This window comes from Streptomyces sp. NPDC057486 (assembly GCF_042802415.1).
GTDB classification, from domain to species: Bacteria; Actinomycetota; Actinomycetes; order Streptomycetales; family Streptomycetaceae; genus Streptomyces; species Streptomyces yanii.
Genome location: NZ_JBHVEE010000009.1, coordinates 58634 through 83595, shown reverse-complemented (window position 1 = coordinate 83595; position 24962 = coordinate 58634). Strand labels below are relative to the sequence as shown.

Annotated in this window: 21 protein-coding genes and 1 pseudogene; 11 read left to right on the top strand and 11 right to left on the bottom strand. The window is 70.9% G+C overall.

The annotated features are described in order from the left end of the window. Positions 1-127 precede the first annotated feature (127 nt). Positions 128-1360, top strand: coding sequence for a DMT family transporter (locus ACFU6I_RS07200; protein WP_384362589.1), 1233 nt, complete (start codon positions 128-130; stop codon positions 1358-1360). On the opposite strand, the gene ACFU6I_RS07195 is transcribed toward ACFU6I_RS07200, so the two are convergent. Further along, a complete protein-coding gene (locus ACFU6I_RS07195; protein WP_384362587.1) occupies positions 1330-2631 on the bottom strand; it encodes a transglycosylase family protein in 1302 nt (433 codons plus the stop codon). The two genes, ACFU6I_RS07200 and ACFU6I_RS07195, sit on opposite strands and share 31 nt — an antisense overlap. Positions 2632-3322: 691 nt before the next feature. Between ACFU6I_RS07195 and gndA the strand changes: the two genes are divergently transcribed. The 3 genes from gndA (at position 3323) to ACFU6I_RS07180 (ending at position 6780) form a co-directional block, all read left to right on the top strand. Beyond that, positions 3323-4765: an NADP-dependent phosphogluconate dehydrogenase gene (gndA, locus tag ACFU6I_RS07190; protein ID WP_384362585.1), complete on the top strand. Its 1443-nt coding sequence runs from the start codon at positions 3323-3325 to the stop codon at positions 4763-4765. A gap of 144 nt (positions 4766-4909) precedes the next feature. Further along, on the top strand, positions 4910-5983 hold the full coding sequence (locus ACFU6I_RS07185; RefSeq protein ID WP_384362583.1) for a Dyp-type peroxidase: 1074 nt from the start codon (positions 4910-4912) through the stop codon (positions 5981-5983). After that, entirely contained in the window at positions 5983-6780 is a 798-nt protein-coding gene (locus tag ACFU6I_RS07180) for a family 1 encapsulin nanocompartment shell protein (RefSeq protein WP_384362581.1), read from the top strand. Before ACFU6I_RS07185 ends, ACFU6I_RS07180 begins: the two co-directional genes overlap by 1 nt. Positions 6781-6808: 28 nt before the next feature. Here the strand turns inward: ACFU6I_RS07180 and ACFU6I_RS07175 are convergent, their stop codons facing one another. Continuing rightward, a complete protein-coding gene (locus tag ACFU6I_RS07175; RefSeq protein WP_384362579.1) occupies positions 6809-8218 on the bottom strand; it encodes a M64 family metallopeptidase in 1410 nt (469 codons plus the stop codon). Positions 8219-8474: 256 nt separating this feature from the next. Between ACFU6I_RS07175 and ACFU6I_RS07170 the strand changes: the two genes are divergently transcribed. Further along, positions 8475-10121: a PucR family transcriptional regulator gene (locus tag ACFU6I_RS07170; protein ID WP_384362577.1), complete on the top strand. Its 1647-nt coding sequence runs from the start codon at positions 8475-8477 to the stop codon at positions 10119-10121. 120 nt (positions 10122-10241) lie between these two features. Then, positions 10242-11624 (top strand): diaminopimelate decarboxylase, encoded by a 1383-nt coding sequence (locus tag ACFU6I_RS07165; protein ID WP_384362575.1) that lies wholly within the window; start codon positions 10242-10244, stop codon positions 11622-11624. A gap of 345 nt (positions 11625-11969) precedes the next feature. On the opposite strand, the gene ACFU6I_RS07160 is transcribed toward ACFU6I_RS07165, so the two are convergent. Genes ACFU6I_RS07160 through panD form a run of 3 tightly spaced genes read right to left on the bottom strand, consistent with a single transcriptional unit; the run spans position 11970 to position 13408 of the window. Beyond that, positions 11970-12602, bottom strand: coding sequence for an arylsulfatase (locus tag ACFU6I_RS07160; RefSeq protein ID WP_384362573.1), 633 nt, complete (start codon positions 12600-12602; stop codon positions 11970-11972). After that, positions 12602-12955: a GNAT family N-acetyltransferase gene (locus ACFU6I_RS07155; protein WP_384362571.1), complete on the bottom strand. Its 354-nt coding sequence runs from the start codon at positions 12953-12955 to the stop codon at positions 12602-12604. Before ACFU6I_RS07155 ends, ACFU6I_RS07160 begins: the two co-directional genes overlap by 1 nt. Positions 12956-12982: 27 nt before the next feature. Further along, positions 12983-13408, bottom strand: a complete 426-nt coding sequence (panD, locus tag ACFU6I_RS07150) for an aspartate 1-decarboxylase (protein ID WP_266978321.1) — start codon at positions 13406-13408, stop codon at positions 12983-12985. Between the two features lie 671 nt (positions 13409-14079). Here panD and ACFU6I_RS07145 point away from each other — a divergent pair. Then, positions 14080-15780, top strand: coding sequence for a GAF domain-containing protein (locus ACFU6I_RS07145; RefSeq protein ID WP_384362569.1), 1701 nt, complete (start codon positions 14080-14082; stop codon positions 15778-15780). 17 nt (positions 15781-15797) lie between these two features. Here ACFU6I_RS07145 and ACFU6I_RS07140 read toward each other — a convergent pair whose 3' ends face one another. From ACFU6I_RS07140 to ACFU6I_RS07130, 3 genes are all read right to left on the bottom strand, one after another. Next, complete coding sequence (locus tag ACFU6I_RS07140) at positions 15798-15941, bottom strand: hypothetical protein (protein WP_384362567.1); 144 nt, start codon at positions 15939-15941, stop codon at positions 15798-15800. Between the two features lie 426 nt (positions 15942-16367). After that, entirely contained in the window at positions 16368-17273 is a 906-nt protein-coding gene (locus ACFU6I_RS07135) for a universal stress protein (RefSeq protein ID WP_384362565.1), read from the bottom strand. 160 nt (positions 17274-17433) lie between these two features. Beyond that, positions 17434-18054, bottom strand: coding sequence for a hypothetical protein (locus ACFU6I_RS07130; RefSeq protein ID WP_384362563.1), 621 nt, complete (start codon positions 18052-18054; stop codon positions 17434-17436). A 245-nt stretch (positions 18055-18299) separates the two neighbouring features. Here ACFU6I_RS07130 and ACFU6I_RS07125 point away from each other — a divergent pair, with 245 nt between their 5' ends. Next, positions 18300-20018 (top strand): SulP family inorganic anion transporter, encoded by a 1719-nt coding sequence (locus ACFU6I_RS07125; RefSeq protein WP_384362561.1) that lies wholly within the window; start codon positions 18300-18302, stop codon positions 20016-20018. A gap of 93 nt (positions 20019-20111) precedes the next feature. Here the strand turns inward: ACFU6I_RS07125 and ACFU6I_RS07120 are convergent. Continuing rightward, a pseudogene (locus ACFU6I_RS07120) lies at positions 20112-20537 on the bottom strand (histidine kinase); the annotation flags it as partial. Positions 20538-20696: 159 nt separating this feature from the next. Further along, complete coding sequence (locus tag ACFU6I_RS07115) at positions 20697-21389, bottom strand: response regulator transcription factor (protein ID WP_345514555.1); 693 nt, start codon at positions 21387-21389, stop codon at positions 20697-20699. A 373-nt stretch (positions 21390-21762) separates the two neighbouring features. Here ACFU6I_RS07115 and ACFU6I_RS07110 point away from each other — a divergent pair, with 373 nt between their 5' ends. The 3 genes from ACFU6I_RS07110 (at position 21763) to ACFU6I_RS07100 (ending at position 23772) form a co-directional block, all read left to right on the top strand. Continuing rightward, a complete protein-coding gene (locus ACFU6I_RS07110) occupies positions 21763-22161 on the top strand; it encodes a hypothetical protein (RefSeq protein WP_384362559.1) in 399 nt (132 codons plus the stop codon). 196 nt (positions 22162-22357) lie between these two features. Beyond that, complete coding sequence (locus ACFU6I_RS07105) at positions 22358-22966, top strand: CBS domain-containing protein (RefSeq protein WP_384362557.1); 609 nt, start codon at positions 22358-22360, stop codon at positions 22964-22966. A gap of 338 nt (positions 22967-23304) precedes the next feature. After that, the gene (locus ACFU6I_RS07100) at positions 23305-23772 is read left to right on the top strand and encodes a pyridoxamine 5'-phosphate oxidase family protein (protein WP_384362555.1); all 468 of its coding nucleotides are present in this window, start codon (positions 23305-23307) and stop codon (positions 23770-23772) included. 74 nt (positions 23773-23846) lie between these two features. On the opposite strand, the gene ACFU6I_RS07095 is transcribed toward ACFU6I_RS07100, so the two are convergent. After that, on the bottom strand, positions 23847-24902 hold the full coding sequence (locus ACFU6I_RS07095; protein WP_384362553.1) for a cytochrome D1 domain-containing protein: 1056 nt from the start codon (positions 24900-24902) through the stop codon (positions 23847-23849). Between the last annotated feature and the right edge of the window lie 60 nt (positions 24903-24962).

The following is a 24962-nucleotide window of genomic DNA, read 5'->3' as shown; positions in this document are numbered from 1 at the left end:
CCCGTCGGGAGGAGGACTACCGTCGGGAGGAGGACACGCGGACCACTGCCGTACTACCAAAGCAGTACGTCGGATCGCAGTCTCAAGGACGACGACTCGGCGGCTTTGAAGGGCCATCGTGGTGCACATGAGTTTCCTCGCACTGTCGGTGCTGCTGTCACTGGTCTCCGCGGTCGCATACGCGGCCGGGGCAATCGTCCAGGAGCGCGTCGCCACGGCCGGAGACGGCCGCTCGCTCACCCCTCTGCGCAACCGCGTGTGGTGGGTGGCGGTGGCGTTGAACGGTGTGGGTGCGGTGCTGCACGTGCTGGCACTGGCGTACGGCCCCCTCAGCCTGGTGCAGCCGCTCGGTGCGCTGACCATCGTCTTCGCCCTGCCGATGGCCGCCCTCTTCGTGCGCAGGCGGGCCGGGGCGACTGCCTGGCGCGGCGCCATCATGGCGACGGTCGGCCTGGCGGGCCTGCTCGCGCTCACCGGCAGCGGCGATTCGCACACGCTGGACGGGCCGGAGCAGTTCATGCTCGCGACCGTGACGTTCGGTGCGGTGGCGCTGCTCCTCGTGGTCTCGAAGGGCATGCAGAAGCCGGTGGTACGGAGCGTGGTGCTGGCCGGGGCGGCGGGTGTCGCGTTCGGTATCGCCTCCGTGTTCACGAAGACGGTGGCGATGGAGTGGACGTCGGGTCTGGTGGGCGCGGGACTGCCCTCACTCCTGGTGATCGCGGCGCTGGCCGGGTCCGGGCTGTTGCTGTCCCAGGCCGCGTACCGTGGCGCCGGCCTCACCGCTCCGCTCGCGACGGTGACCGTCGTGAACCCGGTGATCGCGGCGGCGGTCGGCATCACGCTGTTCGGGGAGCAGTTCCGGTACGGCACGGAGGGCACGGTGCTGGCGCTCGCGTGCGGCGTGGTGGCCGCAGGTGGGCTGATCATGCTGACGACGGAGCGGATGAGCGCGGAGCAGCGGGTGGAGGAGCAGCGGATCCGGGCGATCGGCGCGGATGTGTCGGAGGTGGATGCCGGGGCTGCCACGGAGGACATCATCGAGGATGCCGAGGAGGGCGTGGAGAGCACCGTTGGTGCGGTCGCGCTCGCGGGCGCACCGGCCGTGGATCGGCCGCAGGCGGAACCCGCCCGGGTCACACCCGCCGTGTCCGACCCGGCGGCTGCCGAATCCTTCTCGTCGCTGCTCACGCCCCCGGCGACGGTGGCGCTGGGGAGTCGTCGGGCGGGGTGGATCGAGTTCGGCCCCGCACCGCGGCCCCGCACCGTTTCGGGACGACGTGGCCCGGCGGCCGCCGGACCGGCTGACTCCGCGCAGCGGCCCGGCAGCGTTCAGACGCTGACGCCGCCCGCCCTGAGGTAGGTCACGGGGTCGATGTCGGAGCCGTAGCCCGGGCCGGTGCGAATCTCGAAGTGCAGGTGCGGTCCGGTGACATTGCCCGTGGAGCCCGAGCGGGCGATGCGCTGACCACCGCTGATGTGCTGGCCCTCGCGCACATGGAGCGCGGACAGGTGCGCGTACTGGCTGTACTTGCCGTCGCTGTGCCGGATGACGATCTGGTACCCGTACGCTCCCGCCCAGCCCGCCGACACGACCGTGCCGGAGGCAACCGCCTTGACCGAGGTGCCGGTGGGGACGGGGAAGTCTATGCCCGTGTGATAGCCACTGGCCCAGGAGCCTGCCTGGTGGTACGAGGTGCCGATACGGGTCGCCGCCACCGGGGCGGTGAGCCCGGAGTGCTTCTCGGCCCGCTCGGTCTTCCTGGGCTGGGGCTTTGCGGCCTGGCGCGGCTTCGGCTCCGTCGTGCGGTGCGGTTTCGCCGCCTGGTGCTGCGGTTCCGCCTGTTCGTGCTTCGGCTCCGCCTGCCGACGCGGCTTCTTCTTCTGCTGCGGTCCGGTGGACGCGCCCGGCCCGAGGCCGGCCTTCGAAGCGGCCTTCGGGGTCCGGTCCGCGTCCAGGGTGAGCCGCTGGCCGGGGAAGATCAGGTCCGGGTCGTCGCCGACCACCGTGCGGTTGGCCGCGTAGAGATGCCGCCAGCCGCCTCTCACGTGCTCGGTCGACGCAATCACGGAGAGCGAGTCGCCACGCGCAACGGTGTACGACTCACGCTTGCCGGGCACCGTGGTCGGCGTGACGGGTGCGGGTGCCTTCTCGGCCTTCGGTTGCGCCTTCCTCGGGGTGGGAGTCCCCTTCGAGGAGGTGTCGACGGGGCCGCCGGTCCGCTCCGCCTGCGGCTTGACGTCGGGGGCGTCACCGCCCCGTGTCAGGCCGGCCCGGGTGGAGCAGGTCGGCCAGGCACCGGGGCCCTGCGCCTCCAGTACCTTCTCCGCGACGGCTATCTGCTGTTCCCTGGTGGCCAGATCGGCGCGTGGCGCGTAGGCGGTGCCGCCGTAGGCCGCCCAGGTCGACCGGGTGATTTGCAGCCCGCCGAAGTATCCGTTGCCCGAGTTGATGTGCCAGTTGTTGGTGGACTCGCAGGCGGCGACCTTCTCCCAGATATCCGTCGACGCGGCGCCCGCCGAGGCGGCGCTGATGAGCGGGAGCGCGATGCCCGCACCGCCTGCCGTGACCGTCAGCGAGGCACGGTTGATGCGGCTGGGCCGGTATTTGCGGTGCCGTCCGTTCGCGGCCATGACTAGGCTCCCCCACTGGCTGTAGGACACGTCGCAAGCGGCCAACTTATGGGCAGGCAAAGGGTGATGACAAGGGCTCAGCCGCCTACCCACCCGTCACGCACGGAACGCGTGCACCTCGGATCGCCGTTCATCGACAGGGGCGATGCCGGCAGAAGTCGCTGGATCCCGGACGCGGGAGGGCGCGCCAGGAGAACAGGGGCACTGCCCTGGCGCAGGGCGGCGACCGCAGGGACAACTCCATGACAACGAAGGCCTGCACAGCGACAGTCGAGCCCCGCGCGGCTCCCCGGCGCAGGCCCTCGGGGCGACGGCGACGCCCCGGGGACGGGCCGGGCTCCCTGCCCGGACGGCGCGGAGGCCTCCGGGTCCGCGCCGACAGGTCGCCGGCGTAGGCGGCGCACGGCTCCGGGAGGCGAGCCGGCGCGGCGCACGGGTGACACTGCGGGCCCGGCGGTCGGGGCCGCCGACGCGGCGACGGGCTCATGCCCGTCGCCCGGACGGCAGAAGAACCTGCGCCGCGCCGAGGATCCCTGTTCCACCGGCCCGGTCCGGTCGGCTCCTCACCTGCCCGTACGGGCGTTCCGCTGCGGCGGCGGGAACGGAGCGCGGCGAGGTGAACAGGCCATGCCCGCGTCCCGTATCCATACTGGTCATCCCGGCATCCTCGACAGATTGCAGGAGCACACAGATGAGCGGCACTGCGCAGATCGGCGTCACTGGACTCGCGGTGATGGGCCGTAATCTCGCCCGGAACTTCGCCCGCAACGGCTTCACGGTCGCGGTGCACAATCGTACGTCCGCAAGGACCGATGCCCTGGTCAAGGACTTCGGCGACGAGGGCACCTTCGTCGCCGCACGCACACCCGAGGAATTCGTGGCGGCGCTGGAGCGGCCGCGTCGGCTGGTCATCATGGTGAAGGCGGGCGATCCGACCGACGCCGTGATCCAGGAGTTCGCCCCACTGCTCGAGGAGGGTGACGTCATCATCGACGGTGGCAATGCCCACTTCGAGGACACTCGCCGCCGCGAGAAGGAGCTGCGGGGGCGCGGGATCCACTTCGTCGGTGTCGGCATCTCGGGCGGCGAGGAGGGCGCGCTGAACGGGCCGAGCATCATGCCCGGCGGCTCCACCCAGTCGTACGAATCCCTGGGGCCGCTGCTGGAGAAGATCGCCGCAAAGGCGAAGGACGGCACCCCGTGCACCATGCACATCGGCCCCGACGGCGCCGGGCATTTCGTGAAGATGGTCCACAACGGCATCGAGTACGCGGACATGCAGCTGATCGCCGAGGCGTACGACCTGCTGCGCCGGGTGGCCGGCTACTCCCCCGCGCAGATCGCCGAGACATTCCGCAGCTGGAACACCGGGCGCCTGGACTCGTACCTGATCGAGATCACCGCCGAGGTCCTCGCCCATACGGACGCGGCGACGGGGAAGCCCTTCGTCGACATCGTGCAGGACCGCGCCGAGCAGAAGGGCACGGGCCGCTGGACGGTGCAGATCGCGCTGGATCTGGGGGTGCCGGTCTCCGGTATCGCGGAGGCGGTGTTCGCCCGTTCTCTGTCGGGCCACGTGGATCTCCGCGAGGCCGCACGGGAGTTGCCGGGGCCGTCGGCCGTTCCCCTGACCGGGGCAGGAGCGGCAGCCTTCGCCGACCAGGTCGAACAGGCGCTGTACGCCTCCAAGATCGTCTCCTACACGCAGGGGTTCCACCAGATCCGGGCGGGCGGCGAGGCGTACGACTGGAACATCGATCTCGGTGGGGTGGCGGCGATCTGGCGGGCCGGATGCATCATCCGGGCCGCATTCCTGGACCGGATCCGCGCGGCGTACGACGCGCGACCGGGGCTGGTGAGCCTCCTCTCCGACCAGCAGTTCGCCGCCGAGATCGGTGCGGCGCAGGACGACTGGCGGGCGGTGGTCGCCGAGGCGGCACGCCAAGGGGTGCCGACCCCCGGATTCGCCGCCGCGCTCTCGTACTACGACGGGGTGCGTGCCGACCGGCTGCCCGCGGCGCTCACACAGGGGCAGCGGGACTTCTTCGGAGCGCACACCTATCGGCGTACCGACCGTGACGGATCGTTCCACACGCTCTGGGGCGGCGACCGGTCGGAGGTCTCCACCGGCTGACGGCGGCGGTCGGTCGCCCGGTCGGGGCACCCCGGGGTGCGGCGGGGCCGTACGTATGCGTAAGTAGCAGCGAGTACCGTCGGCTTCCCTCACCACCGGGACGCCCCCGCCGAGCTGTCGCCACCACCCACTCGGAGCCTCCGCATGCCCGACGCCGTCCCGGACCCGGCCGCCGCCCAGCCCGTCGTCACGCCGCTGACCACCGCCGCCCTGATCCTGGTCGCCACGATCGAACCCGGTGGTGAGAGCGCCGTACGCGAGGTACTGCCGGACCTTGCGGCGTTCGCCCGTTCCATCGACTTCCGGGTGCCGGACGCCGGACTGGCCTGCGTGACCGGCTTCGGCTCGGACGCCTGGGACCGGCTGTTCGCGGGGCCCCGGCCGGCCTCGCTCCATCCGTTCCAGGAGCTGCACGGCGCACGCCATCACGCCCCCGCCACACCGGGCGATCTACTGCTCCACGTCCGGGGCGAGCGGATGGACGCGTGTTACGAGTGGGCCGCCCGCCTGCTCGACCGGCTCGGCGGGGCGGTGACGGTCGTCGACGAGACGCAGGGGTTCCGGTACTTCGACCACCGGGACCTGCTCGGTTTCGTCGACGGGACGGAGAACCCCGTCGGCGCCGGTGCACGGACGGCGGCGCTGGTGGGCCCCGCAGCCGACCCCGCCTTCGCGGGCGGCAGCTATGTCATCGTCCAGAAGTACCTCCACGACCTGGCGTCCTGGAACACGCTGAGCACGGAGGAGCAGGAGCGTGTCATCGGCCGCACCAAGCAGGACGACGTCGAGCTGCCCGACGACGTCAAACCCCCCAGCTCCCATGTCGCGTTGAACACCCTCACCGCACCGGACGGCACCGCGCGCGAGATCCTGCGCGCCAACATGCCGTTCGGCAGTTTCGAACAGGGGGATTTCGGCACGTACTTCATCGGTTATGCCGCCGATCCGGACGTGACCGAACAGATGCTCCGCAATATGTTCCTCGGAAATCCGCCCGGCACGTACGACCGCATTCTCGACTTCTCGACTGCCGTCACCGGCACCCTCTTCTACGCCCCCAGCGCCGACTTCTTCGACGCCCCGCCGCCGTCCCCCGTCCTGTCCGGGACCGAGTCCCTGTCGCAGCCGGCGTCCGCGCCGGTGGCACGGACCACGGTTCCGACGGATGCGCGGGACGGTTCGCTGCATATCGGCAGCCTGCAAGAAAGCGCCCAGTGATGAACAACCTCCACCGCGAACTCGCCCCCGTCACGGAAGCCGCCTGGGACCAGATCGAGGAGGAGGCCCGGCGCACCTTCAGCCGTCACCTGGCGGGCCGCCGCGTCATCGATGTGACGGGTCCGGAGGGACCGTCGCTCTCGGCGGTCGGTGACGGGCATCTGCGGGACATCGACCCGCCGACGCCGGATGTCATCGCCCGGGCCCGTACCTCGGTGCCGGTGATCGAGTGGCGGGTGCCGTTCACGGTGACCCGGGCCGCCGTGGACGATGTGGAGCGCGGCTCCGACGACAGTGACTGGCAGCCCGTCAAGGACGCCGCCCGGACCTGTGCGTTCGCCGAGGACATGGCCGTCATCGACGGGTATGCGGCGGCCGGGATCACCGGCCTGCGCGACGGTTCCTCGCACGCTCCGCTGCCGCTGCCCGCCGACGCGCGCGACTATCCGACCACGGTGAGCCAGGCACTGACCCAGCTGCGGCTGGCCGGTGTGGACGGGCCGTACCGGCTGCTGCTCGGCGCCGACGCGTTCACCGAGGCGACCGAGACGTCCGACCACGGCTATCCGGTGGCCACGCATCTCGCTCGGCTGCTGGACGACCAGATCCTCTGGGCACCCGCCGTCGCGGGCGGTGTGCTGCTGTCCACCCGCGGCGGCGATTTCGAACTGCGCCTGGGCCAGGATCTCTCCATCGGCTATCGGGACCACGACGCGACGCACATCCGGCTCTACTTCCACCAGTCGTTCACGTTCCGGATGCTGACGCCGGAAGCCGTGGTCCCGATCATCGCCTGACGGCCTGGGCCGGGTCCGCGGCTGCTGCCTACCGGTGCCCGGCCGCCTCGACGGTCCAGGTGAGCGTGTCGGTGGCCAGGGCGCGGACCGCGGGGTCGCGGATGGCGTCCGTACGGTCCACGGCCTCGGCGGTCACCCGGTGACCGCGGCCGTCCGCGCGCACGCCGAGCGAGGCAGGGGTGACGGCGGTGCGGCCGCGGGCGGAGACCTTCTCGACACCGTCGACGTACCAGCGCAGATCCGTCCGCGCGAGACCGGCCGCCGGGCCGGACCCGCTTCCTTGGCCATCAGTGCTTCCCAGGTCGGCGAGGGTGACCCGGATCAGCTTGCCGTGCGTGATCGCGGCGCTCGTGTCGAGGGTGCTGCTCAGTGCGTTGCCCGCGCGGTAGAACCCGGCGATCATCGCCTCGCGTCCCGGCAGGTTGAACTCCGTGCTGGACAGCTCACGCATGAGCGAGGTCGAGGTCGGCCGGTAGATGCCGAGCGGATAGTAGGCGCTGCCTTCGTACGTGCCGACCGTCGAACCCGTCGGGTCGCTCTCGCCCAGCCAGCGGTACCACTTGGCGCGCTTCTCGGCGAGCTGCGCGGGGGTGTATGTGGTCGAGTTGGGTCCGTCGGTCTCGCCGCCGGTCCAGGTGCCGTACGAGGGGTACGTGTACTCGTCGTCCAGGAGGCCCACCGAGTGGCCGATCTCATGAACGGCGATCATGCTCGACTTGGCGTTGTCGGAGGAGAGCGTGGACACGCCACCGAAGGGATAACCCTCGTCCTGCAGACCGGAGTAGCCCGCTCCGCCGTACTTGGTGGAGTTGGCGATGACGACGACAAGGTCGGCGGCGGGCGCCTCGGCCGCGTACGAGGCCACCTTGTCGATGTCGGCACAGACGAGGCGCTCGATGTTCCCGCACCAGAAGTAGCTGGAGAGCGCGGTGTCCTTGACGATGTCGGCGCCGGGGTCGCCGCTGATGCCGGACTCGTTGGAGACGGCGTCGACGGTCCAGACGTTGAACAGGTCCCGGTAGCTCCGGTACGGCTCGACGGCGGTGATGTCGGCCCACTTGGCGGTGGCATCCGCGTGGAAATCGGCCTGCTGATCGGCCGTGTAGCCATCACCGATGATCACGACGTCGAGCCGGTCGCCGGTCGAGCCGGTCACTTGCTGCCTGCCGACCGCGCCGTCCAGGGCGGCCTCGGCGGCACTCAGGGACGCGCCCGTGCTCCGGCCGCTCTTCCTGGGTGCGGTGGCCGGGACCTCGACGGTCCTTCCTGCGCCTCCCGGTTCCGGGAAGTACTCGACGCGATGACTGCCCTTGCCGTCGCCCCCGGTCGGGGCGGCCGCCGCGGGGGCGACAGCGGCAGCGGTCGCTGCGAGCAGGCCGGCAACGGCAAGCGCCGCCACCGATCCGGTGGTTCGGCGCGTGGCCGGGCGTATGCGCATGTACAACTCCTTGAGGGGCTCCGACGTCGAGCGGACGCGCAGCGGTGTGCGATCAGCTGCTAATCAGCGAATTAAATCGACTTAGGTCGACGCTTAACCTAGGGGTGGAAGAAGCACGGAACAAGACCCGGAAACCGAGCGGCTGGTGATCGAATCCGGTCAATCGCCGCTCATGGAGCCCGGATCGGGCACCCCTCGCCGACCGGACACCGGGCGCACTCCTGCCATCGGCCGGCCGCTCGTATGCTCGGTGCCCATGACGAGGCGCGACGTGCCCGAGCCGGAGCGGGAGCCGCAATCCGGGGTCACGCTCCACGAGATCCTGGCCTTCGACGACAGCGGCACACTCCGCCTGTTGCTCGCGCCCACCGACCACGTCGTCGGCGTCCGCGGTGTGGCCGTCGGTGACGAGGGGCAGGCACAGCCACTCGACCGGCGCATCGTGCTGGCCGTCGGCCCGCCGGCCTCCTCCGCCTCTGCGGCGGGCCCGGTTCGTGAGGCCGCCCGGCGCGGCGCCTGCGCCGTGGTGGTCCGCGATACGGAAGGGGTGCCCGCGGCGCCCGAAGTACTGGCCGCCGCCGAGGAGTCGGGCATCGCCCTGCTCGCCCGTGCGGCCTGGGCCGACTGGACCGACACCGCGACCCTGCTGCGTTCCGCGCTCTCCTACGCCGAGGCGGGCCGGACCGGGGAGACGGCCGCCACGAGGGACACCTCAGCCGGCGGGCTGGCAGCGCTCGCCTCAGCCATCGCCGAGAACACCGGAGGCTCCATCACCATCGAGGACACCCGCTTCCGGGTGCTGGCCCACTCCGCCACCCGCCCCGAGGCCGACGGGGTCCGCCGGTCCACGATCCTCGGCGGCAGGGTTCCGGAGTGGCGGGTCGCCGAACTCCGGCGCAGCGGAATCCTCCGTGCCCTGTGGACCTCCCGGGACGTCATCCACCGGGCCGCCGAAGGCGACAGCCCCGAGCGTCTGATCATCGCGGTCCGCAGTGGCTCCGAAGTACTCGGCTCCATCTGGGCGGCCAGGGACGGGCGCGCGCTGTCCGCGCAAGCAGCGGATGCGCTGCGGCGCGGAGCGGAGGTCGCCGCCCCTCACCTGGTGCAGCACCGGCTGCGCGAGAGCGGGGCCGTGCGCCGGAGGAACCATGCGCTGCGCGGTCTGCTGTACGGACGTGGGGACCGGCGCACCCACGCCTGGTCGCTGGGGCTGCCACCGGACGCGCCGTGCGCGGTCCTGGTGGCCGAACGCGACGGCGCGGCAGGGGCGTCGGGCGACCGCGTCCTGGACGTACTCGCCCTGCAGGCATCCTCGTACCACTCCTCGGCGCGCGTGCTGCGCGAGAGGGACCGACTGCTGGTGCTGCTGCCCGTCGAGCGCGGCCAGGACAGGGAAGTGCTGCGTCTTGCACGTGAGTTGGACGCACTCGCCGTGTCGATGCCCGGCTCCGCCCCGGTCCGGGTCGGGGCTGGTCCCGTCGTGCCCACCGCCCTGCGGGCCGCCGCTTCCTGCGACGAGGCGGCGCTGGTCGTACGGGTGCTGCGCAACCGCGCCGCGAACGGCGGGGAGCCTGAGCCCCTGCGGTACGCCGGGGCGGCCGAAGTCGGTGCCTCCCTGGACGTCCTGCGGGTCCTGGACGCCGTACGGCCGATCTGGGAAGCGGGCAGCGGGCCGGTGCACGACCTCGTACGGTCCGACCTGGCGACCGGGGGCGAGTTGGTCCGCTCACTCGCCGCCTACTTCGACGCGTCGGGCGACGTCGGCCGGGCCGCCCAAAAGCTCGTCCTGCACCCCAACACCCTGCGCTACCGGCTGCGCCGCGCCCGGGAGCGGTACGGCGTCGATCTCGACGACCCCGACACCCGGCTGCTCATCACCCTCGCCGTCCGGCTGAGCGGCTAGGTTGAGGACTGTCCCGTAATCCCCGATTCGTACGGTCGTTGGCCCTGCGGCCAAGGTCCGGCGCCGATCCTGTTCTGCTCGACAGAGACCTGTGGGGCCCCCATCACCGACTCTCGCCCTATGCCTCTCACCCCGCCCGCTCCGGGCCCTTCGCCCTCCGCGCGTGTCGCCGCCGCGGTCCGCCACGCCGTCGGCACCGGGCTGCTCGGCGAGGGCCGGCCCGTCGCCGGGTTCATCGACACCGACGGGGTGCGCGCCTCGGTCGCCGCCCTCCATGGCTCGTTCACCGACACGCCCGCCACCGTGCTGCACACCTTCGCCGCCAAGGCCGCGTCCCTCGTCCCCGTGCTGAGGCTGCTCGCCGACTGCGGCATGGGATGCGAGGTCGCCAGCCCCGGTGAGCTGAGGCTCGCCCTGGACGCCGGATTCGCACCCTCGACGATCGTCCTCGACTCCCCCGCCAAGACGCGCGACGAGATCCGTCAGGCGCTCGCGCTCGGTGTGGCACTCAATGCCGACGGCCTCGACGAGGTGCGGCGCATCGCCTCGCTGCGGCCCCGGAACTCGGTCTCCGTCATCGGGCTGCGCATCAACCCACAGGTGGGCGGAGGCTCCATCAGCGCGATGAGCACTGCGACGCCGACCTCCAAGTTCGGCGTGGCGCTGCACGACCCCGGCGCGCGCGAGAGTGTCGTCCGGGCATTCGCCGAACACTCCTGGCTGACCCGCCTGCATGCCCATGTCGGCTCCCAGGGCTGTTCGTTGGACCTGATCGCGACCGGGGTCGCGCAGACGTACCGACTCGCCGAGGAGATCAACGAGACCCTCGGCGCCCGGCAGGTCACCAGCATCGACCTCGGCGGCGGACTGCCCGTCAACTTCGAGGACGACTCCGTACGGCCCACCTTTTCCGCCTATGTGGCGGCGCTGCGCGCAGCGGCGCCGGGGCTCTTCGACGGCCGGTACGGGCTGGTCACGGAGTTCGGCCGGTCGCTGCTCGCCAAGAACGGCTTCATCGGGGCACTGGTGGAGTACACGAAGGACGCGGGCTCCCGCCGTATCGCGCTCACCCACGCGGGCGCGCAGATCGCCACCCGTACCGTGTTCATGCCCGAGTCCTGGCCGCTGCGGGTCGGGGCGTTCGACGCCGAGGGGCGCCCCAAGGACGGTCCGCCGCTGGTCCAGGACATCGCGGGACCGTGCTGTTTCGCCGGGGACGTCGTCGCGCACGCCAGGGAACTGCCGGAACTGCGGGAGGGCGACTTCGTGGTGCTGTACGACACCGGCGCGTACTACTTCTCGACCCCCTGGTCGTACAACAGTCTGCCGAGGCCCGCCGTCTACGGTTTCAGCACGACCGGCGCCGGGAGCGACAGCTCGGGCGGGGAGACCGTGCGATTCGCGCCGGTGCGTGACGCCCAGTCGCTGGAGTCGATCGCCGAGGAGAGCGGGGCGGGACACGCCGACTCCCTCCTCGGAATCGGCCCCCATCACACCGAGTAGCCGTCCGGCCCTGACGCGTCATCCGGCGGGGTGGGGCGTGGGCTCCGGCTCCGGTACCGGCTCAGGGTTGGGCGACGGCGGCTGGGGAATCGGGTCCGGCGACGGACCGGGCGGCACCGGACCGGGTACCGGCGGGGCAGGTGTCGGCTCCGGCAGCGGCGAGGGCGGTCCGGGCATGGGTCCGGGTGTCGGCGCCGGCGGCACGGGGTCGGGATACGGGTTGGTCATCTCGGGCTCCAAAGTGCGGGGGGATCTCGTGTCCACCGTCTCCCGGAGCAGCTGCCCGCGCCTGCCGAGACCATACGTCCGGGTTCCGTGCCACCGGACGAGAACCCGGACGGCGGGTCAGTGTGCCGCCGCGGCCGCGGCGGCGAGCCCGGGCCGGGGACTGGAGAGGACCGGAATCCGCGTGGCCGTCCGGGTGACGGCATCGGCCATGGACGCCTGGGCCAGCACGATCACATCGGCATCCGCCACCCGGTCGGCGGCAGCGGCCACCAGCTCCAGATAGCCGTCACGGTCGCCGACTTCGAACCGCGCCCATGCCCCCTCGACCAGCACCGTACGGATGTCCGCGGCCCGATCACCCGCCTCCTCGGCCAGCAGGGCCAGGGTCGGTGCCAGGGTGTCCGCAAGCGCGGCAAGGACCACGACGCGGCCGCGGCCGACGGCGTCCGCCGCCATCGGCCGGTCGACGCGCAGGACAGGGACGCCGAGCGCCGCCGCGGCGGACTCGGCGACCCCACCGATCGTCGAACAGGTACAGAGCACGGCGCTCGCGCCTTCGGCGACGGCGCCCGCGAGCAGGGCCTGGATCTCCCCCTGCACCGCTTCGGGCCCCGCATCCCGGGCTCGGGCGAGCAGATCCTCGTACACGAGGTGGCGCAGGGCGAGGCCGGGGTGATCGGTGTCGCGCAGCGCCTCGAAGACCGGGACGTGGACCGGGGAGGTGTGCAGAAGCGCGAGTGTCCCGGGCATCAGGACAGCTCCGGGTGGGTCTTCAGCTGCTCCTTCGCCCGCTCCACCAGCTCGGCCGGGGCCACAGGGGCCTGCTCGGGATGGTTCAGGGCCCACTTCGCCGCGTACGAGCAGAGCGGGACGACAGGCACGCCCTCGCGGTCCGCCATGGCGTAGAACTCCTGGACCAGGGCTCCGGCGTAGCCCTTGCCCCGGTGCTCCGATTCGACGACGGTGTGCACGGCGACGAGTGCCGCGGGGGCACCGTCCATCACGAAATACGCGATGACTCCGGCGGCCACGTCGTCGACGAGACCGAGAAGATTGCCGTTCTCCCGGTCGTCGAAGAATTCGAGCGCGGTGTTCTCAACCATGACGGGGACTCCCTGGCGGTGGAACGGTCAGTTGGTGGCGGGCACGGCGTACGGGCTGCGCTCGGTGGCGGTTCCCGGCACGGGCGCGGAGGCGTCTGCGCCGAGCGCGACGATCCGGTTGTCCGCGTCGACGTGGACGATGCTCGGGGTCAGCGTGCGGGCCTCGGCGTCGTCGACCTGCGCGTAGCTGATCAGGATCACGAGGTCGCCGGGGTGGACGAGGTGGGCGGCGGCGCCGTTGATACCGATGACGCCGGAGCCGCGTTCGCCCTCGATGACGTACGTCTCCAGTCGGGCACCGTTGTCGATGTCGACGATGTGCACGAGCTCGCCGGGCAGAAGATCCGCGGCTTCCATGAGTGCGGCATCCACGGTGACGGAACCGACGTAGTGCAGGTCGGCCTGAGTCACGGTGGCACGATGGATCTTGGACTTGAACATGGTACGCATCATCGAGGTACTCCTGGATCTAGGCTCCCTGCCTGCGTTTTTGCAGGTCAAGGGCAGTTTCCTTACCCTACAAGCAGTCGCGTTTCCGGCCGGCTCCCCCCGGGCTCCCAAGGACCGATACCGACCGATCGACGACCTTCTGACGCACCATCAGGTGGGGTCGGAGGTCATCCGCGGACTACCGGCGTCCGTCCCACCGCGACGACGGCGCCAGCTTACGCAACCACGGGGACAGGGCGATCGTGGCGATCGTAGGTGGCGAAGAAGTTCTTCGGCAGCCGGGCCCCGCCCAGGCCCGACGTCTGAAATCAGCGGTGCCGGAGGGTCGTTGAACTCTTCGTGGAGGAGGCCGGCAGCACACGGATCGGCAGCCACCACCGAGACTCGCCCGTCTGTCGGGGGTCTGATGGATGTCACCCGACTCCCCCTTGCACGACGTCGGCCCGGGCGCCCTGAACTACGGCTCCGAGCCACGTCACAGCCGAGGTCATCGGGCCCGGCATGGGACGATCACCCGTCTGCCCACCCTTCCTGAGACCTGCCCCCGCCGCTCTCCAGGGTGCCGTCGAACGGGTTCGGCCCGTCGGGCATCCTTGGGAAGGGCCAGCGAGACGGCAAAGGGAGCTGTAGTGGACGAGCGCGCGCAGGATTCGCGTGAGGTGGAGACATCCGGGATGTCTCCACAGCTGCGGCTGGATGCACTGCTGGAGGACCTGCAGCAGCAGGTGACGCAGGTTCGAGGGGCCCGGGACCGGGTCCACACGCTGCTGGACGCGGTGCTGGCGGTCGGCTCCGACCTGGACCTGGAAGTGGTGCTGCACCGCATCGTGGAGTCGGCGGTCACCCTGGTCGACGCCCAATACGGGGCGCTCGGCGTCTTGGGCGAGGAAGGCACGATCAAGCAGTTCGTCACGGTCGGCATCGACGAGGAGGCCATCGCCCGGATCGGGCACTACCCGCGCGGCGAGGGCATCCTCGGGCAGCTCATCCGTCACCCGGAACCGCTGCGCCTGGCGAACCTGGCCCAGCATCCGGCGTCCGTCGGCTTCCCGTCCGGGCATCCGCCGATGACCAGCTTCCTCGGCGCCCCCATCCGGGTCCGCGACCAGGTCTTCGGCAACCTGTACCTGACCAACAAGCAGAGCGGAGCGGAGTTCGACACCGACGACGAGGCGGTGCTGCGGACCCTGGCCGCGGCGGCCGGTGTGGCGATCGACAACGCCCGGCTGTACGAGGATGCGGACCGCCGGCAGCGGTGGCTGGCGGCCAGCAACGAGCTGACGCGTAGCCTGCTGTCCGGTGCGGAGCCCGCAGCGGTGCTGGAGTCCGTCACCGCCACCGTGCGGGAGATGGCCGGTGCGGACCTGGTCACCTTGGGGGTGCCGGTCGGTGACCGCGGCGAGTTGGTCATCGAGGCTGCCTCGGGAGTGTTGGCCGAGGAGGTCCGCGGGCTGTTGCTGCCCGCCGCGGGGCTGGCTGCGAAGGTCTTCACGTCCGGGGAGAGGATCGCCAGTGATGCCGTGAGCGCCGACCCGCGCGCCGAGGGTGGCAGCGCCTCGGTGGTGGAGCTGGGGCCGGCGTTCTTCGTACCGCTCGGCACCCGGGAGCACGTCCGCGGGGTGCTGCAGGTCGCGAACGTACCGGGCAGCGCTTTCTTCACGGACGCCGTTGTCGACATGGTCACCGGGTTCGGCAACCAGGCCGCGTTGGCCTTGGACGTCGCCGAGCACCGGCGGGACACGGAGCGCATGCTCGTGCTCAATGACCGCGACAGGATCGCCCGGGACCTGCATGACCTGGTCATCCAGCGGCTGTTCGCCGGCGCGCTGTCGCTGCAGTCCACGCTGGGCCGAGTGGCCGACCGACCTCAGGTCGGCGAGCGGATCCAGCGGGTGGTGAACGACCTGGATGACACCATCAAGATCATCCGTTCCACCATCTACGGCCTGCGCGAACACGATCGGACCCGTCGCGGCAGCGGGCTGCGCGCCCAGCTGGTGGCAGCCACTGAACGGGCCACCGAATCGCTTGCCTTTGCCCCGGCTCTACGCATGACCGGCTTGCTGGACACGGCCGTCTCCGCCGAACAGGCCGAACAGTTGCTCGCCGTGCTCGGCGAGGCCCTGTCCAACGCCGCTCGGCACGCGCAGGCCACCAGCGTCGACGTCAGCGTCGAGGTCACCGGCACCGCCCTGCAACTGCGCGTGGCCGACAACGGCCGCGGGATCGACCCGGCGGTCAGCCGCCGCAGCGGCCTGGCCAACCTCTGCAGGCGCGCGGAGGAGATGGGCGGAACGTTCGGCCTGTCGTCGAACGAACCGAGTGGCACCGTCGTCGAGTGGGTCGTCCCGCTCCTCGAGGATGTGGTTGCGTAGCAGGTCGAGGGTCTCGATCAGGCGGTCCGGCCAGGGGGATCGGCCAGGAACTGTCCCTCGGCCTCGGCCGGCACGGCGTCGATACGGCGGTGTTCGGTCTCCAGCGCGGCGATGACCGCGCAGGTGCTGCCCGCATGCAACCGCGGATGCGGGCAGCTCACTGCGTCGCCGAACGTCGCCGGCCCTGATTCCCCGTCCTGTGGGCCTTGGTTGTGTGCTTTCTGCCGCCTCGGCGGTCGGACGTTTCAGCCCTCGGCGTGGATGTCGGTGTGGCACAGCCCGGAGGCCTCGACGCGGACCTAGGGTGTGTGTCGGAAGTCCCGCCTGCCCCGCGACGCCCGGCACGCACACTCGCTGCGTTGTCGGGGTCGTCCAAGTACGTCCAGTACGAGGACGACCCTCCGCCTTGCGATCGCACGCACCGGACGCCGCCGGGCCCACCCTTCGGGCGGACGGCGGCACTTCCGACACACGCCCTAGCCGGGGCCGGGCTCGGGGTCGGGGCGCTCCTCGATGACCAGGGGCTCGCCGAAGGCCCGTACGACTGCTGCCTTCATGGTCCCTTCTTCTCTTTCTGCAGTGGCTCGTCAGTCGTGTGCGACGACGGCGACGGGGGCCGTCGCGTGATGCAGGACGGCGTGGGTGACGGTGCCGATGTGGGCGCCGATGGAAGAGCGGCGGATGCGTCGGCCGACGACGAGCAGAGAGGCCTCTCGAGACGCGTCGATCAGCAGGCTGGACGGGCTGCCGTAGCGGGACTCCGCCACGACCTCGACGTCGGGGAACTTCTGCCGCCAGGGGCCCAGTTCCTCGGTCAGGACGGTGGAGTCGACCTCCGCCGACTCCCGCTGGACCGCGGCCTCCAGAGCCATGCCGTAGGCGTAGTAGGGCGGCGGGTTCCAGCCGTGCACGACGCGCAGCGGCACGTTCCGGCGCGTGGCGGCGTCGAAGGCGAACCCGATCAGCGCCTCGTCGGGGCTGCCGACGTCGAGTCCGAGGACGACGGGCCGGAAGGGGGCGGCGGTGGACGGGATGCCGGCCTTGTCCATCTCGTGCTCGTCGGTGTCCTGCTCTCCGGCGCGGACCAGGACGACGGGTCGCTCGGTGGACGCCACGACTGCGTGGCCGACCGAGCCGACCAGGAACCCGCCGAGTCCGCCCAGGCCGCGAGAGCCGAGGACGAGAAGTTCGGCGTCCTGCGCGGCGCGGGCCAGGGCCTCGGCGGGCCGTCCGGTGGCGTGTTCGGTGGTCACCTCGACGCCGGGGTGGCGCAGCCTTAGCCCTTCGGCGGCCTGGCGCGGCACCCTCTCGGTCCAGTGCTGATGGGTCTCGACGCCGAGGAGCGGGGCCTGGGCCATCGGCTCCGGTACCGGTTCCCAGACCTGGACGAGCCTCACCGGTAGTCCGCGCAGCTTCGCCTCACGGGCAGCCCATTCGGCGGCAGCACGGCTCTCGGGCGAGCCGTCGAGACCTACGGTAATGGGACGGGACATGATCTCCACCTCCTGAATCGGGGCCCGAAGGGACCCGATTCCAGCGTCGTGTTCAGGGGGTTTTCGGGGCAGGGGCCGCTGGTCCTTCAGCCGGGCCGACGGGCCTGTGCGGTGCTTGGTGCGACAGTTCCCGAACAAGCGGCCGTCGCGCCGTGGGCTTTCAGCGCAGCCAGGTGTGGTCGCGGACGACCGGGAGCCGCGCCCACAGCCGGCCCAGGCCCCAGGTGGCACCCGCGCCCGCGGCCGCCACGGCGATCAGCGTCACCGCGTAGATGACGTGGTAGTCGGCGAAGGGATTTGTCGACATGCTCGGGGACCCGTCCGACAGGTGCTTGGCCGGCGGCCACTCGGCGATCCACATCGACGCCATCATCGCCGTGCCCGCCACCGCCGCCGGCCGCAGAGCCACGCCGGCCACGAGGGCCACGCCGATGCCGAGCAGGCCCAGCATGAACAGCCAGTCCGCCCAGGCGTCACCGGCCCAGGAGTGGAACGTCGACTCCATCGGCCCGGCGGCAACGGAACCGAGGAAGCCCCTCGTCGGCGACCCGCCCTCGATCCAGCCCTTGCCGGACGCGGTCGCGTAGCCGAAGCCGAAAGTCTTGTCCAGGAACGCCCACAGGAAGACGAAGCCGGTGAGCAGACGCAGGGACGCCAGCGCGTGGGCCCCCGCGGCGTGGGTGTCGGTGCGTGCCGACACGGCGATCGCGGAGCCGGTGCGGTTCCTGCGGTAAAACAGGTGGGAGCCCGGGCTTCGGTGAGGGTCCTCGTGCACGGCCATGGCGGTGATCCCTTCGGGGATGTCCGGTCGTTGTCCTGACGCACCTCACTCTTGTCGCGGGCACCGCGCGCCGCCGGATGCCGAAGGTCCGCGGCCGTTGGGCTGAAGGTCCCTTTCCACGGGGCCTGTTGGAGCGAACGCGTTGTGCACGGTACGCGTGGGACCTTGCGGGTATCTCGTGGACCGCGCCCCCCGGCTGGAAGGATGGCGGTGCTCCGGTGGTTCCTGAAGGCGAAGGGCGGCTCATGACCGGCGGTTCGGACGGGCACATTCCCGGGTGGCACCGCCTGGTGCCCGGCCTCGCCGGGCTTCTCGGCTATCGGCGTGCGTGGCTGAAGGGCGACCTGCTGGCCGGAGTGACCGTGGCGGCCTACCTCGTGCCGCAGGTCATGGCGTACGCGGGTGTGGCCGGGCTGCCGCCGGTCGCCGGGCTGTGGGCGATCCTGCCGGCCCTGGCGCTGTACACGCTGTTCGGATCCTCGCGCCTGCTGTCGGTCGGTCCCGAGTCGACGACCGCCATCATGACGGCCGCCGTGGTCGGCCCGCTCGCCGCGGGGAACTCCGGGCGCTACGCCTCGCTGGCGGCCGGCCTCGCGGCCACGGTCGGGCTGTTGTGCCTCGTGGCGCGGATGGTGCGGCTGGGCTTTCTCGCGGACCTGCTCTCCCGTCCCGTCCTGATCGGCTACCTCTCGGGCGTGGCCCTGATCATGATGGTGGACCAGGTGCCCAAACTCACCGGGGTGACCGCGACCAGCTCCGAGTTCTTCCCTCAACTGTGGTCGTACATCAGCCATCTTGACGAGGCGCACCCGAACACCGTCGTCTTCTCGGCCGCCACGCTCGCCTTCCTCTTCCTGGTGGCCCGTTACGTCCGTGCGCTGCCCGGGCCGCTGCTCACCATGGTCCTCGGTACGGCGGCCGTAGTGGCCTTCGACCTCGACGACCGGTACGGCATCAAGGTGATCGGCACGGTCCCCTCGGGGCTGCCGGACCTCGCCCTGCCCGACCTGAGCGAGCTGCCGCAGCTGGTGCTGCCCGCCCTCGGCGTGCTCCTGGTCGCGTACACCGACTTCATCCTCACCGGACGGGCGTTCACCGACCACGCGGCAGATGGGCCCGGGGTCGACGCCAACCAGGAGTTCCTCGCCCTGGGCGCGGCCAACCTGGGTGCCGCTGCCCTGCACGGCTTCCCGGTGAGCAGCAGCGCCAGCCGCACCGCCCTCGCCTCCTCGGCAGGCGGCCGCAGCCAGGCGTACTCCCTGGTCGCCGGGGCGGCGGTGCTGGCCGTCCTGCTCTTCCTCAGTCCGCTGCTGACCCGGACCCCCGCCGCCGTGCTGGGCGCGCTCGTCGTCTACGCCGCCGTGCGGATGATCGACCTGGCGGGCTTCCGCCGCCTGGCGTCCTTCCGCCGCCGCGAACTGCTGCTCGCGCTCGGCTGCCTGGCCGGGGTGCTCGCCCTGGACATCCTGTACGGCGTGATCGTGGCTGTGGGCCTGTCGGTGGCCGAGTTGCTGACCCGGGTGGCCCGCCCGCACGACGCGGTGGAGGGCCTGGTGCCCGGCGTGGCGGGCATGCACGACGTGGACGACTACCCCCAGGCGCGTACGATCCCCGGTCTGCTGGTCTACCGCTACGACTCGCCGCTGTTCTTCGCCAACGCGGAAAACTTCCGGTGCCGTGCACTGGCCGCGGTCGCCCAACAGGCCGGTCCCGTCCACTGGTTCGTCCTCAACACCGAGGCGAACGTGGAGGTCGACATCACCGCCCTCGACGCGGTCGACGAACTGCGCCGCGAACTGAGCGGCCGCGGCATCGTGTTCGCCCTCGCCCGGGTCAAGCAGGACCTGCTGGACGACCTGGAGGCGTACGGTCTCGCGGGCTCGGTCGGGACGGATCTCATCTTCCCGACGCTGCCGACGGCCGTTGCCGCCTACCGTCGGTGGCTCGAGGCCCGGCCAGGCTGACTCCGGTCGCAGTACCCACGGCCGTGGGCCCGTCGACCCGCTTCACGGCAACGGGTCCCGTTCGACAGTGGGAGGGCAGGCACCGCATCCGGTGCCGTACGAAGCCGGGTGCGCGGAGAGCTTGGGCAACCGCAGCGGCTCGGGGTGGTGGATCACCTCGCCCAGGATGCCATGGCCCTGCGGATAGGGACCGATCCGGGCGATCTGCTCCTCGCTCACACCGACCGTGAGGAACTCCGACAGCCGCGTGCCGTCCGGGCCGATCACGCCCAGGGCCGCGTACTCCGCCTCGACCAGGACCGCGGCGGCTTCCACGATGCTGCGCAGCGCCTGCTGCAGGTCGAGCTCACGGCCGACCGAGAGGACCGCTTCCAGCAGGCTGTGCACGCGGTCGCGGGTGCCACGGGCCGTGTCCAGGCGGGCCTGCAACTCCTCCAGCAGCTCATCCAGCCGCAAGTGCGGCAGCCGGACCCGGGCACCCTCGGGGCCCTCGCCGGCGACTCCTCCAAAGCCCCTCACCCTGCTGACGGCCGATCATCCTCGTCGGGGCCACGCTATCGGCCCGCGGCAGACGGCGGTATCAGAGGAGAGCGGTATGAGATCGGACTGGCTGCCGGTGGAGAAAGGCATGCCAGGTGGTGCGGGCAGCGGCGATTACCGGTCCTTCCCCCCGGGACTTCAGCGCCCTTCCTGCCTCTGCCGGTCCTGGACCTGGGTGGCTATGACCGCGGCCTGGATACGACGCTCCACGCCGAGCTTGGCGAGCAGGCGGGAGATGTGGTTCTTCACCGTCTTCTCGGCGAGGTACAGCCGCTGGCCGATCTGGCGGTTGGTGAGGCCCTCGCCGATCAGGGCGAGGATCTCCCGCTCCCGCTCGGTCAGACCGAGCAGGGCGTCCGGCTCCTCTTCCTGCTGCTGCCCACCCCGAAGACGGGCCATCAGCCTGGTGGTGGCGCTCGGATCCAACAGGGACTGGCCGCGGGCCACGGTGCGTACTGCGGACACCAGGTCTGATCCTTGGATCTGCTTCAGAACGTATCCGGACGCGCCCGCCATGATCGAGTCCAGCAGCGCCTCCTCGTCGTCGAAGGAGGTCAGCATCAGGCAGGCCAGCTCCGGCATGCGCGAGCGCAGCTCCCGGCACACGGTCACGCCCTCACCGTCGGGCAGCCGGACGTCCAGGACCGCCACGTGCGGGCGCAGTGCGGGGACGCGCACCAGGGCCTGCTCCACGGTGCCGGCCTCGCCGATCACATCGATGTCCGGCTCGTCGTTCAGCAGGTCGCGCACTCCACGTCGTACCACCTCGTGGTCGTCCAGCAGGAAGACCCGGATCGGGCTGTCGGGGCCGGGCTGCTTGCTGTCCGCCATCACTTGCTCCCTGGTTCCGCGTTACTCGTCGATGTCCACTTGGACCGTATCGGTCTCCGTACCGGGATCCTTTCGGGATCCGGGCCGAAGGACCAGGGCCGGTCGGCCCTGTTTCCACAGAGTCTCCCGCAGCCGGAAGCCGTAGTGCCGTAGTGCCGTGCGGGGACGAAATGGCGAGCCGGACGTCCACGTCGAGGACCACGCCCCTGGCGGCTCCCGGCAGCCGGTCGGCCCCACACTGCCGAAGGGCGAGTCCGGCGGCCCTGCCGGGAGAGGCCCTGTGGCCCCGTTCCTGGGGCCTGACAGCCCTGGGCCCACGCCGGTCCTCGCAGAAGTCTGAAGCCGCTGCCCAACGATCGAAGGAGCGGAGCAGATGACTGCGAAGGACACCGGCACCCACGTCACCTCCACCGTCGCAGTACAGGTGCGAGCGGAAGGCGATGTGGACGAAGGGGCACTCGCGTACGTTCGGACCAAGGTCGACACGGCTCTCAACCGGCCCGGAGTTCCAGACGTCAGCGGCGGGGTGAGGATCGCGAAGGCAGCGGCGCACCACGTCGAGGTGCCCTGGACTGCCAGGGCCGAGCTCGTCGTGGCGAACACTCTTGTGGTCGTGCACGCCCAGGAGGCAACGGCACATGAACTGGCGGACCGGTTGCAGGACCGCCTCCGCAGCCAGATGACTCGGGTCCTGCACCGCAAGGAGGCGGCCCGCAGGTCGGCCACTCCCCCACCGTGGCGTGGTGGCCAGGCCGTCATCCGGCGGGATTAGAGTCTCCCGGCCCTCCGGTGCGAGGCGGGTCGGTCCTCCACCAGGTACATCTGGGCCCTGCGCCGCGGCGCAGGGTGGCTGCGAGGCTGAAGGGGCGGCGAGGCGGCCGGCAGGTGCCTTGAGGTGGAGGCACCGTCACCGAGCGGGGAGCAAGGCCTGCCCGCGTCCCGCTCGCACCGTGAAGGAGGGAAGCGCCATGAAGACACGCACCGTCGGCGAAGTCATGACCGGCGAGGTCGTCTGCGCAAGCCGGCAGACGCCGTTGGACGACGTGGTGCGATTGCTGGATCGGCACCGTATCCGCGCACTGCCGGTCGTCGACCACGACGACAAGGTGGTCGGGGTGGTCTCCGGCGCCGATCTCGCGCACGGCTGTGTGGGCACGACCGCGGGAGAGCTGATGACGACCCCGGCGGTCACCATCCATCCGGAGCAACGTGTTTCGGACGCCGCACGACTGATGGAACGTCAGAACGTCGACCGTCTGCCCGTGGTGGATGAGGAGGACCGCCTCATCGGTATCGCCACCCGCCGCGACCTGCTGCGGGTCTTCCTGCGTACGGACGAGGAGATCCGTCAGCAGGTGGTGGAGAAGGTCCTGGTCAGCGCGCTGGGCGTGCCACCCAGCGCCGTCGCCGTTTCCGTCCGGGACGGCATGGTCGTGCTGGAGGGACGCCTTCACCACCGTAGTGACGTCCCTCTGGCCGTTCGGTCGACCTGGCGTTTGGAAGGCGTCGTCGGTGTGGTCAGCAGGCTCGGGTTCGACATCGACGACTGCCGCCCTGCGCAGCCGACCACGCACTGAATCGTCCTGAGCCGGCCACCCGAGCGGCGCAGGTCACGCCGCCCGGGAGTGGGGTGGGCAGGGCCGACCGGACGCGCACGAGGGCCGAACGGCCCTGGCACGAGGAGCTCCGGTGCGGTTCCAATGACCTGATCGAGCCTGCCCGTGGGGCCCACTTCACCCGGGTGCCACGGACAGGCAGCCGTCCACGGCTCGACTCGAAAGGGACGACTTGCATGCCTTGGAGGAGCTGAGCGGCGAGCCCCGGCCGTCATCACGGCGACCGGTCACGCGACACCATCCACGCGTCGGCCGACGACGCACAACAGTGAGCAACGAAAACCGTACGGAAGCCTGCCATGACCATGGACCACGCCCGGACCCTTCCTGCCGGACCGCGCCGGAGCGTCGAGCTCGACAGTGACGAAGCCTTGCGGCTGCTGGGCAGCGTGTCCTTCGGAAGGATCGTCTTCACTCGTCACGCGCTGCCGACCATCCGCCCGGTGAACCACGTACTGGACAACGGCGACATCGTCATCCGCACTCACGAGGGCGCGGCGCTGACCTCTCGCGCGCGGCAGACCGACGGCCAGGGCGTGGTCGTCGCCTACGAGGCCGATGCCATCGACCCGGACATGCACCTCGGCTGGAGCGTGATGGTCACCGGTTACGCCCACCTGGTGACCGAGCCGGGTGAACTGGCCCACTACCGCGCACTGCTCAACCCCTGGGTGAACCAGACCATGGACTATGCGGTCCGCATCCGCCCGGACCTGATCACCGGCATCCGGCTCACCGCCGACGGAACCCATCGTCCGGGTACATGAGTCAGCCCGTCTCTCGCACGGTGAAGGGAATGACGCTCCATGCTGAGCCCACCGGCAGCCAGTGCATCGTCGGCTCAGCTCACGGCGACCCCGTAGGGGCCGGCGCCGAGGGTGACAGTGGCGACGACCTTGTGGGACGCCGGGTCGATGACCGTGAGGGTGCCCGCTCCCTGGTTCGTGACGTAGACAGCGCGGGGGGTGACCTCCAGGTTGAACGGGTCGGTGCCGGGAGGGCCCAGGGCGATGGTTGCCGAGACGCGGTTCTTGCCGGTGTCGATCACGGATACGTTGCCCGGGCCGAGAACGGCCGAGTAGGCGAAGCGGCCGTCGGGCCCCACAGCCACGTCAAAGGGACCCTCGCCCACCTGTACGGCAGTCGCCTTGCCGGTACGGATTGCGACGGCAAGGACCTGCTTTCCCACTTCGTCGGCGACGTAGGCCGACTGGCCGTCCGGGGTGAGGGCTACGCCCACCGGGGAGCGCCCCGCAGGAAGTTTCCGCGCGACCCGGCGCGTGCGGGTGTCGATGACCGACAGGTTGCCCGACCCGGCGTTCGCCACGTAGGCGCTGCCACCGTCACGACTGAACGCCACGTTCACCGGAGATTTTCCGACCGGGATGGTCGCGGCCACCCGACTGGTTCGGGTGTCGATCAGCGAGACGGTGTTGGACCTGCCGTTGGTGACATAGAGGGACCTGCCGTCGGGGCTGAGGCCGACACCGGTGGGGCCCTTCCCGACCGGAACGGTTCTGACGATCTTGTTGCTCCGGGTGTCGAGGACCGACACCCGGGCAGAGCCGCTGTTGGCGATGTACACGTGCTTGCCGTCCTTGGTGACCGCGAGGCCTCCCGGCGCCACACCGGCCGGCACGGTTGCGACGACCTCGTAGGTTCGGGCGTCGATCACCGAAAGTGTGTTGTCCTGCTGGTTCGTGACATACACGCGGCCACTGGCGCCGGCAACGGGCGCAGTCGGCGCAATCGGCGCGGGAGCCGATTCCTTCTTGACCGAGGGGGTGGGCGTACAGGAGATCAGCAGGATCCCCATGCTCACGGCGAGTGCCGACCGGAGCGTCCTGCCGGGTCGCCGGCGGCCGCTGCCGGCTCGGGTCCGCAGGGCAGAGAACATCTCGCCTCCTGTGCGCAGTGCGATGGTTCGGTCCGAACCGGGCGACATCCTGCCGACGGC

Bases quoted from the DNA above. Each gene is read 5' to 3' on its own strand.
- ACFU6I_RS07125 (WP_384362561.1), top strand. From the start codon at position 18,300: ATGACCGGCGGTTCGGACGGGCACATTCCCGGGTGGCACCGCCTGGTG.
- ACFU6I_RS07180 (WP_384362581.1), top strand. From the start codon at position 5,983: ATGAACAACCTCCACCGCGAACTCGCCCCCGTCACGGAAGCCGCCTGG.
- ACFU6I_RS07165 (WP_384362575.1), top strand. From the start codon at position 10,242: ATGCCTCTCACCCCGCCCGCTCCGGGCCCTTCGCCCTCCGCGCGTGTC.
- ACFU6I_RS07185 (WP_384362583.1), top strand. From the start codon at position 4,910: ATGCCCGACGCCGTCCCGGACCCGGCCGCCGCCCAGCCCGTCGTCACG.
- ACFU6I_RS07105 (WP_384362557.1), top strand. From the start codon at position 22,358: ATGAAGACACGCACCGTCGGCGAAGTCATGACCGGCGAGGTCGTCTGC.
- ACFU6I_RS07175 (WP_384362579.1), bottom strand. From the start codon at position 8,218: ATGCGCATACGCCCGGCCACGCGCCGAACCACCGGATCGGTGGCGGCG.
- gndA (WP_384362585.1), top strand. From the start codon at position 3,323: ATGAGCGGCACTGCGCAGATCGGCGTCACTGGACTCGCGGTGATGGGC.
- ACFU6I_RS07115 (WP_345514555.1), bottom strand. From the start codon at position 21,389: ATGGCGGACAGCAAGCAGCCCGGCCCCGACAGCCCGATCCGGGTCTTC.
- ACFU6I_RS07130 (WP_384362563.1), bottom strand. From the start codon at position 18,054: ATGGCCGTGCACGAGGACCCTCACCGAAGCCCGGGCTCCCACCTGTTT.
- ACFU6I_RS07145 (WP_384362569.1), top strand. From the start codon at position 14,080: ATGTCTCCACAGCTGCGGCTGGATGCACTGCTGGAGGACCTGCAGCAG.
- ACFU6I_RS07110 (WP_384362559.1), top strand. From the start codon at position 21,763: ATGACTGCGAAGGACACCGGCACCCACGTCACCTCCACCGTCGCAGTA.
- ACFU6I_RS07095 (WP_384362553.1), bottom strand. From the start codon at position 24,902: ATGTTCTCTGCCCTGCGGACCCGAGCCGGCAGCGGCCGCCGGCGACCC.
- ACFU6I_RS07160 (WP_384362573.1), bottom strand. From the start codon at position 12,602: ATGCCCGGGACACTCGCGCTTCTGCACACCTCCCCGGTCCACGTCCCG.
- ACFU6I_RS07200 (WP_384362589.1), top strand. From the start codon at position 128: ATGAGTTTCCTCGCACTGTCGGTGCTGCTGTCACTGGTCTCCGCGGTC.
- ACFU6I_RS07155 (WP_384362571.1), bottom strand. From the start codon at position 12,955: ATGGTTGAGAACACCGCGCTCGAATTCTTCGACGACCGGGAGAACGGC.
- panD (WP_266978321.1), bottom strand. From the start codon at position 13,408: ATGATGCGTACCATGTTCAAGTCCAAGATCCATCGTGCCACCGTGACT.
- ACFU6I_RS07195 (WP_384362587.1), bottom strand. From the start codon at position 2,631: ATGGCCGCGAACGGACGGCACCGCAAATACCGGCCCAGCCGCATCAAC.
- ACFU6I_RS07135 (WP_384362565.1), bottom strand. From the start codon at position 17,273: ATGTCCCGTCCCATTACCGTAGGTCTCGACGGCTCGCCCGAGAGCCGT.
- ACFU6I_RS07170 (WP_384362577.1), top strand. From the start codon at position 8,475: ATGACGAGGCGCGACGTGCCCGAGCCGGAGCGGGAGCCGCAATCCGGG.
- ACFU6I_RS07100 (WP_384362555.1), top strand. From the start codon at position 23,305: ATGACCATGGACCACGCCCGGACCCTTCCTGCCGGACCGCGCCGGAGC.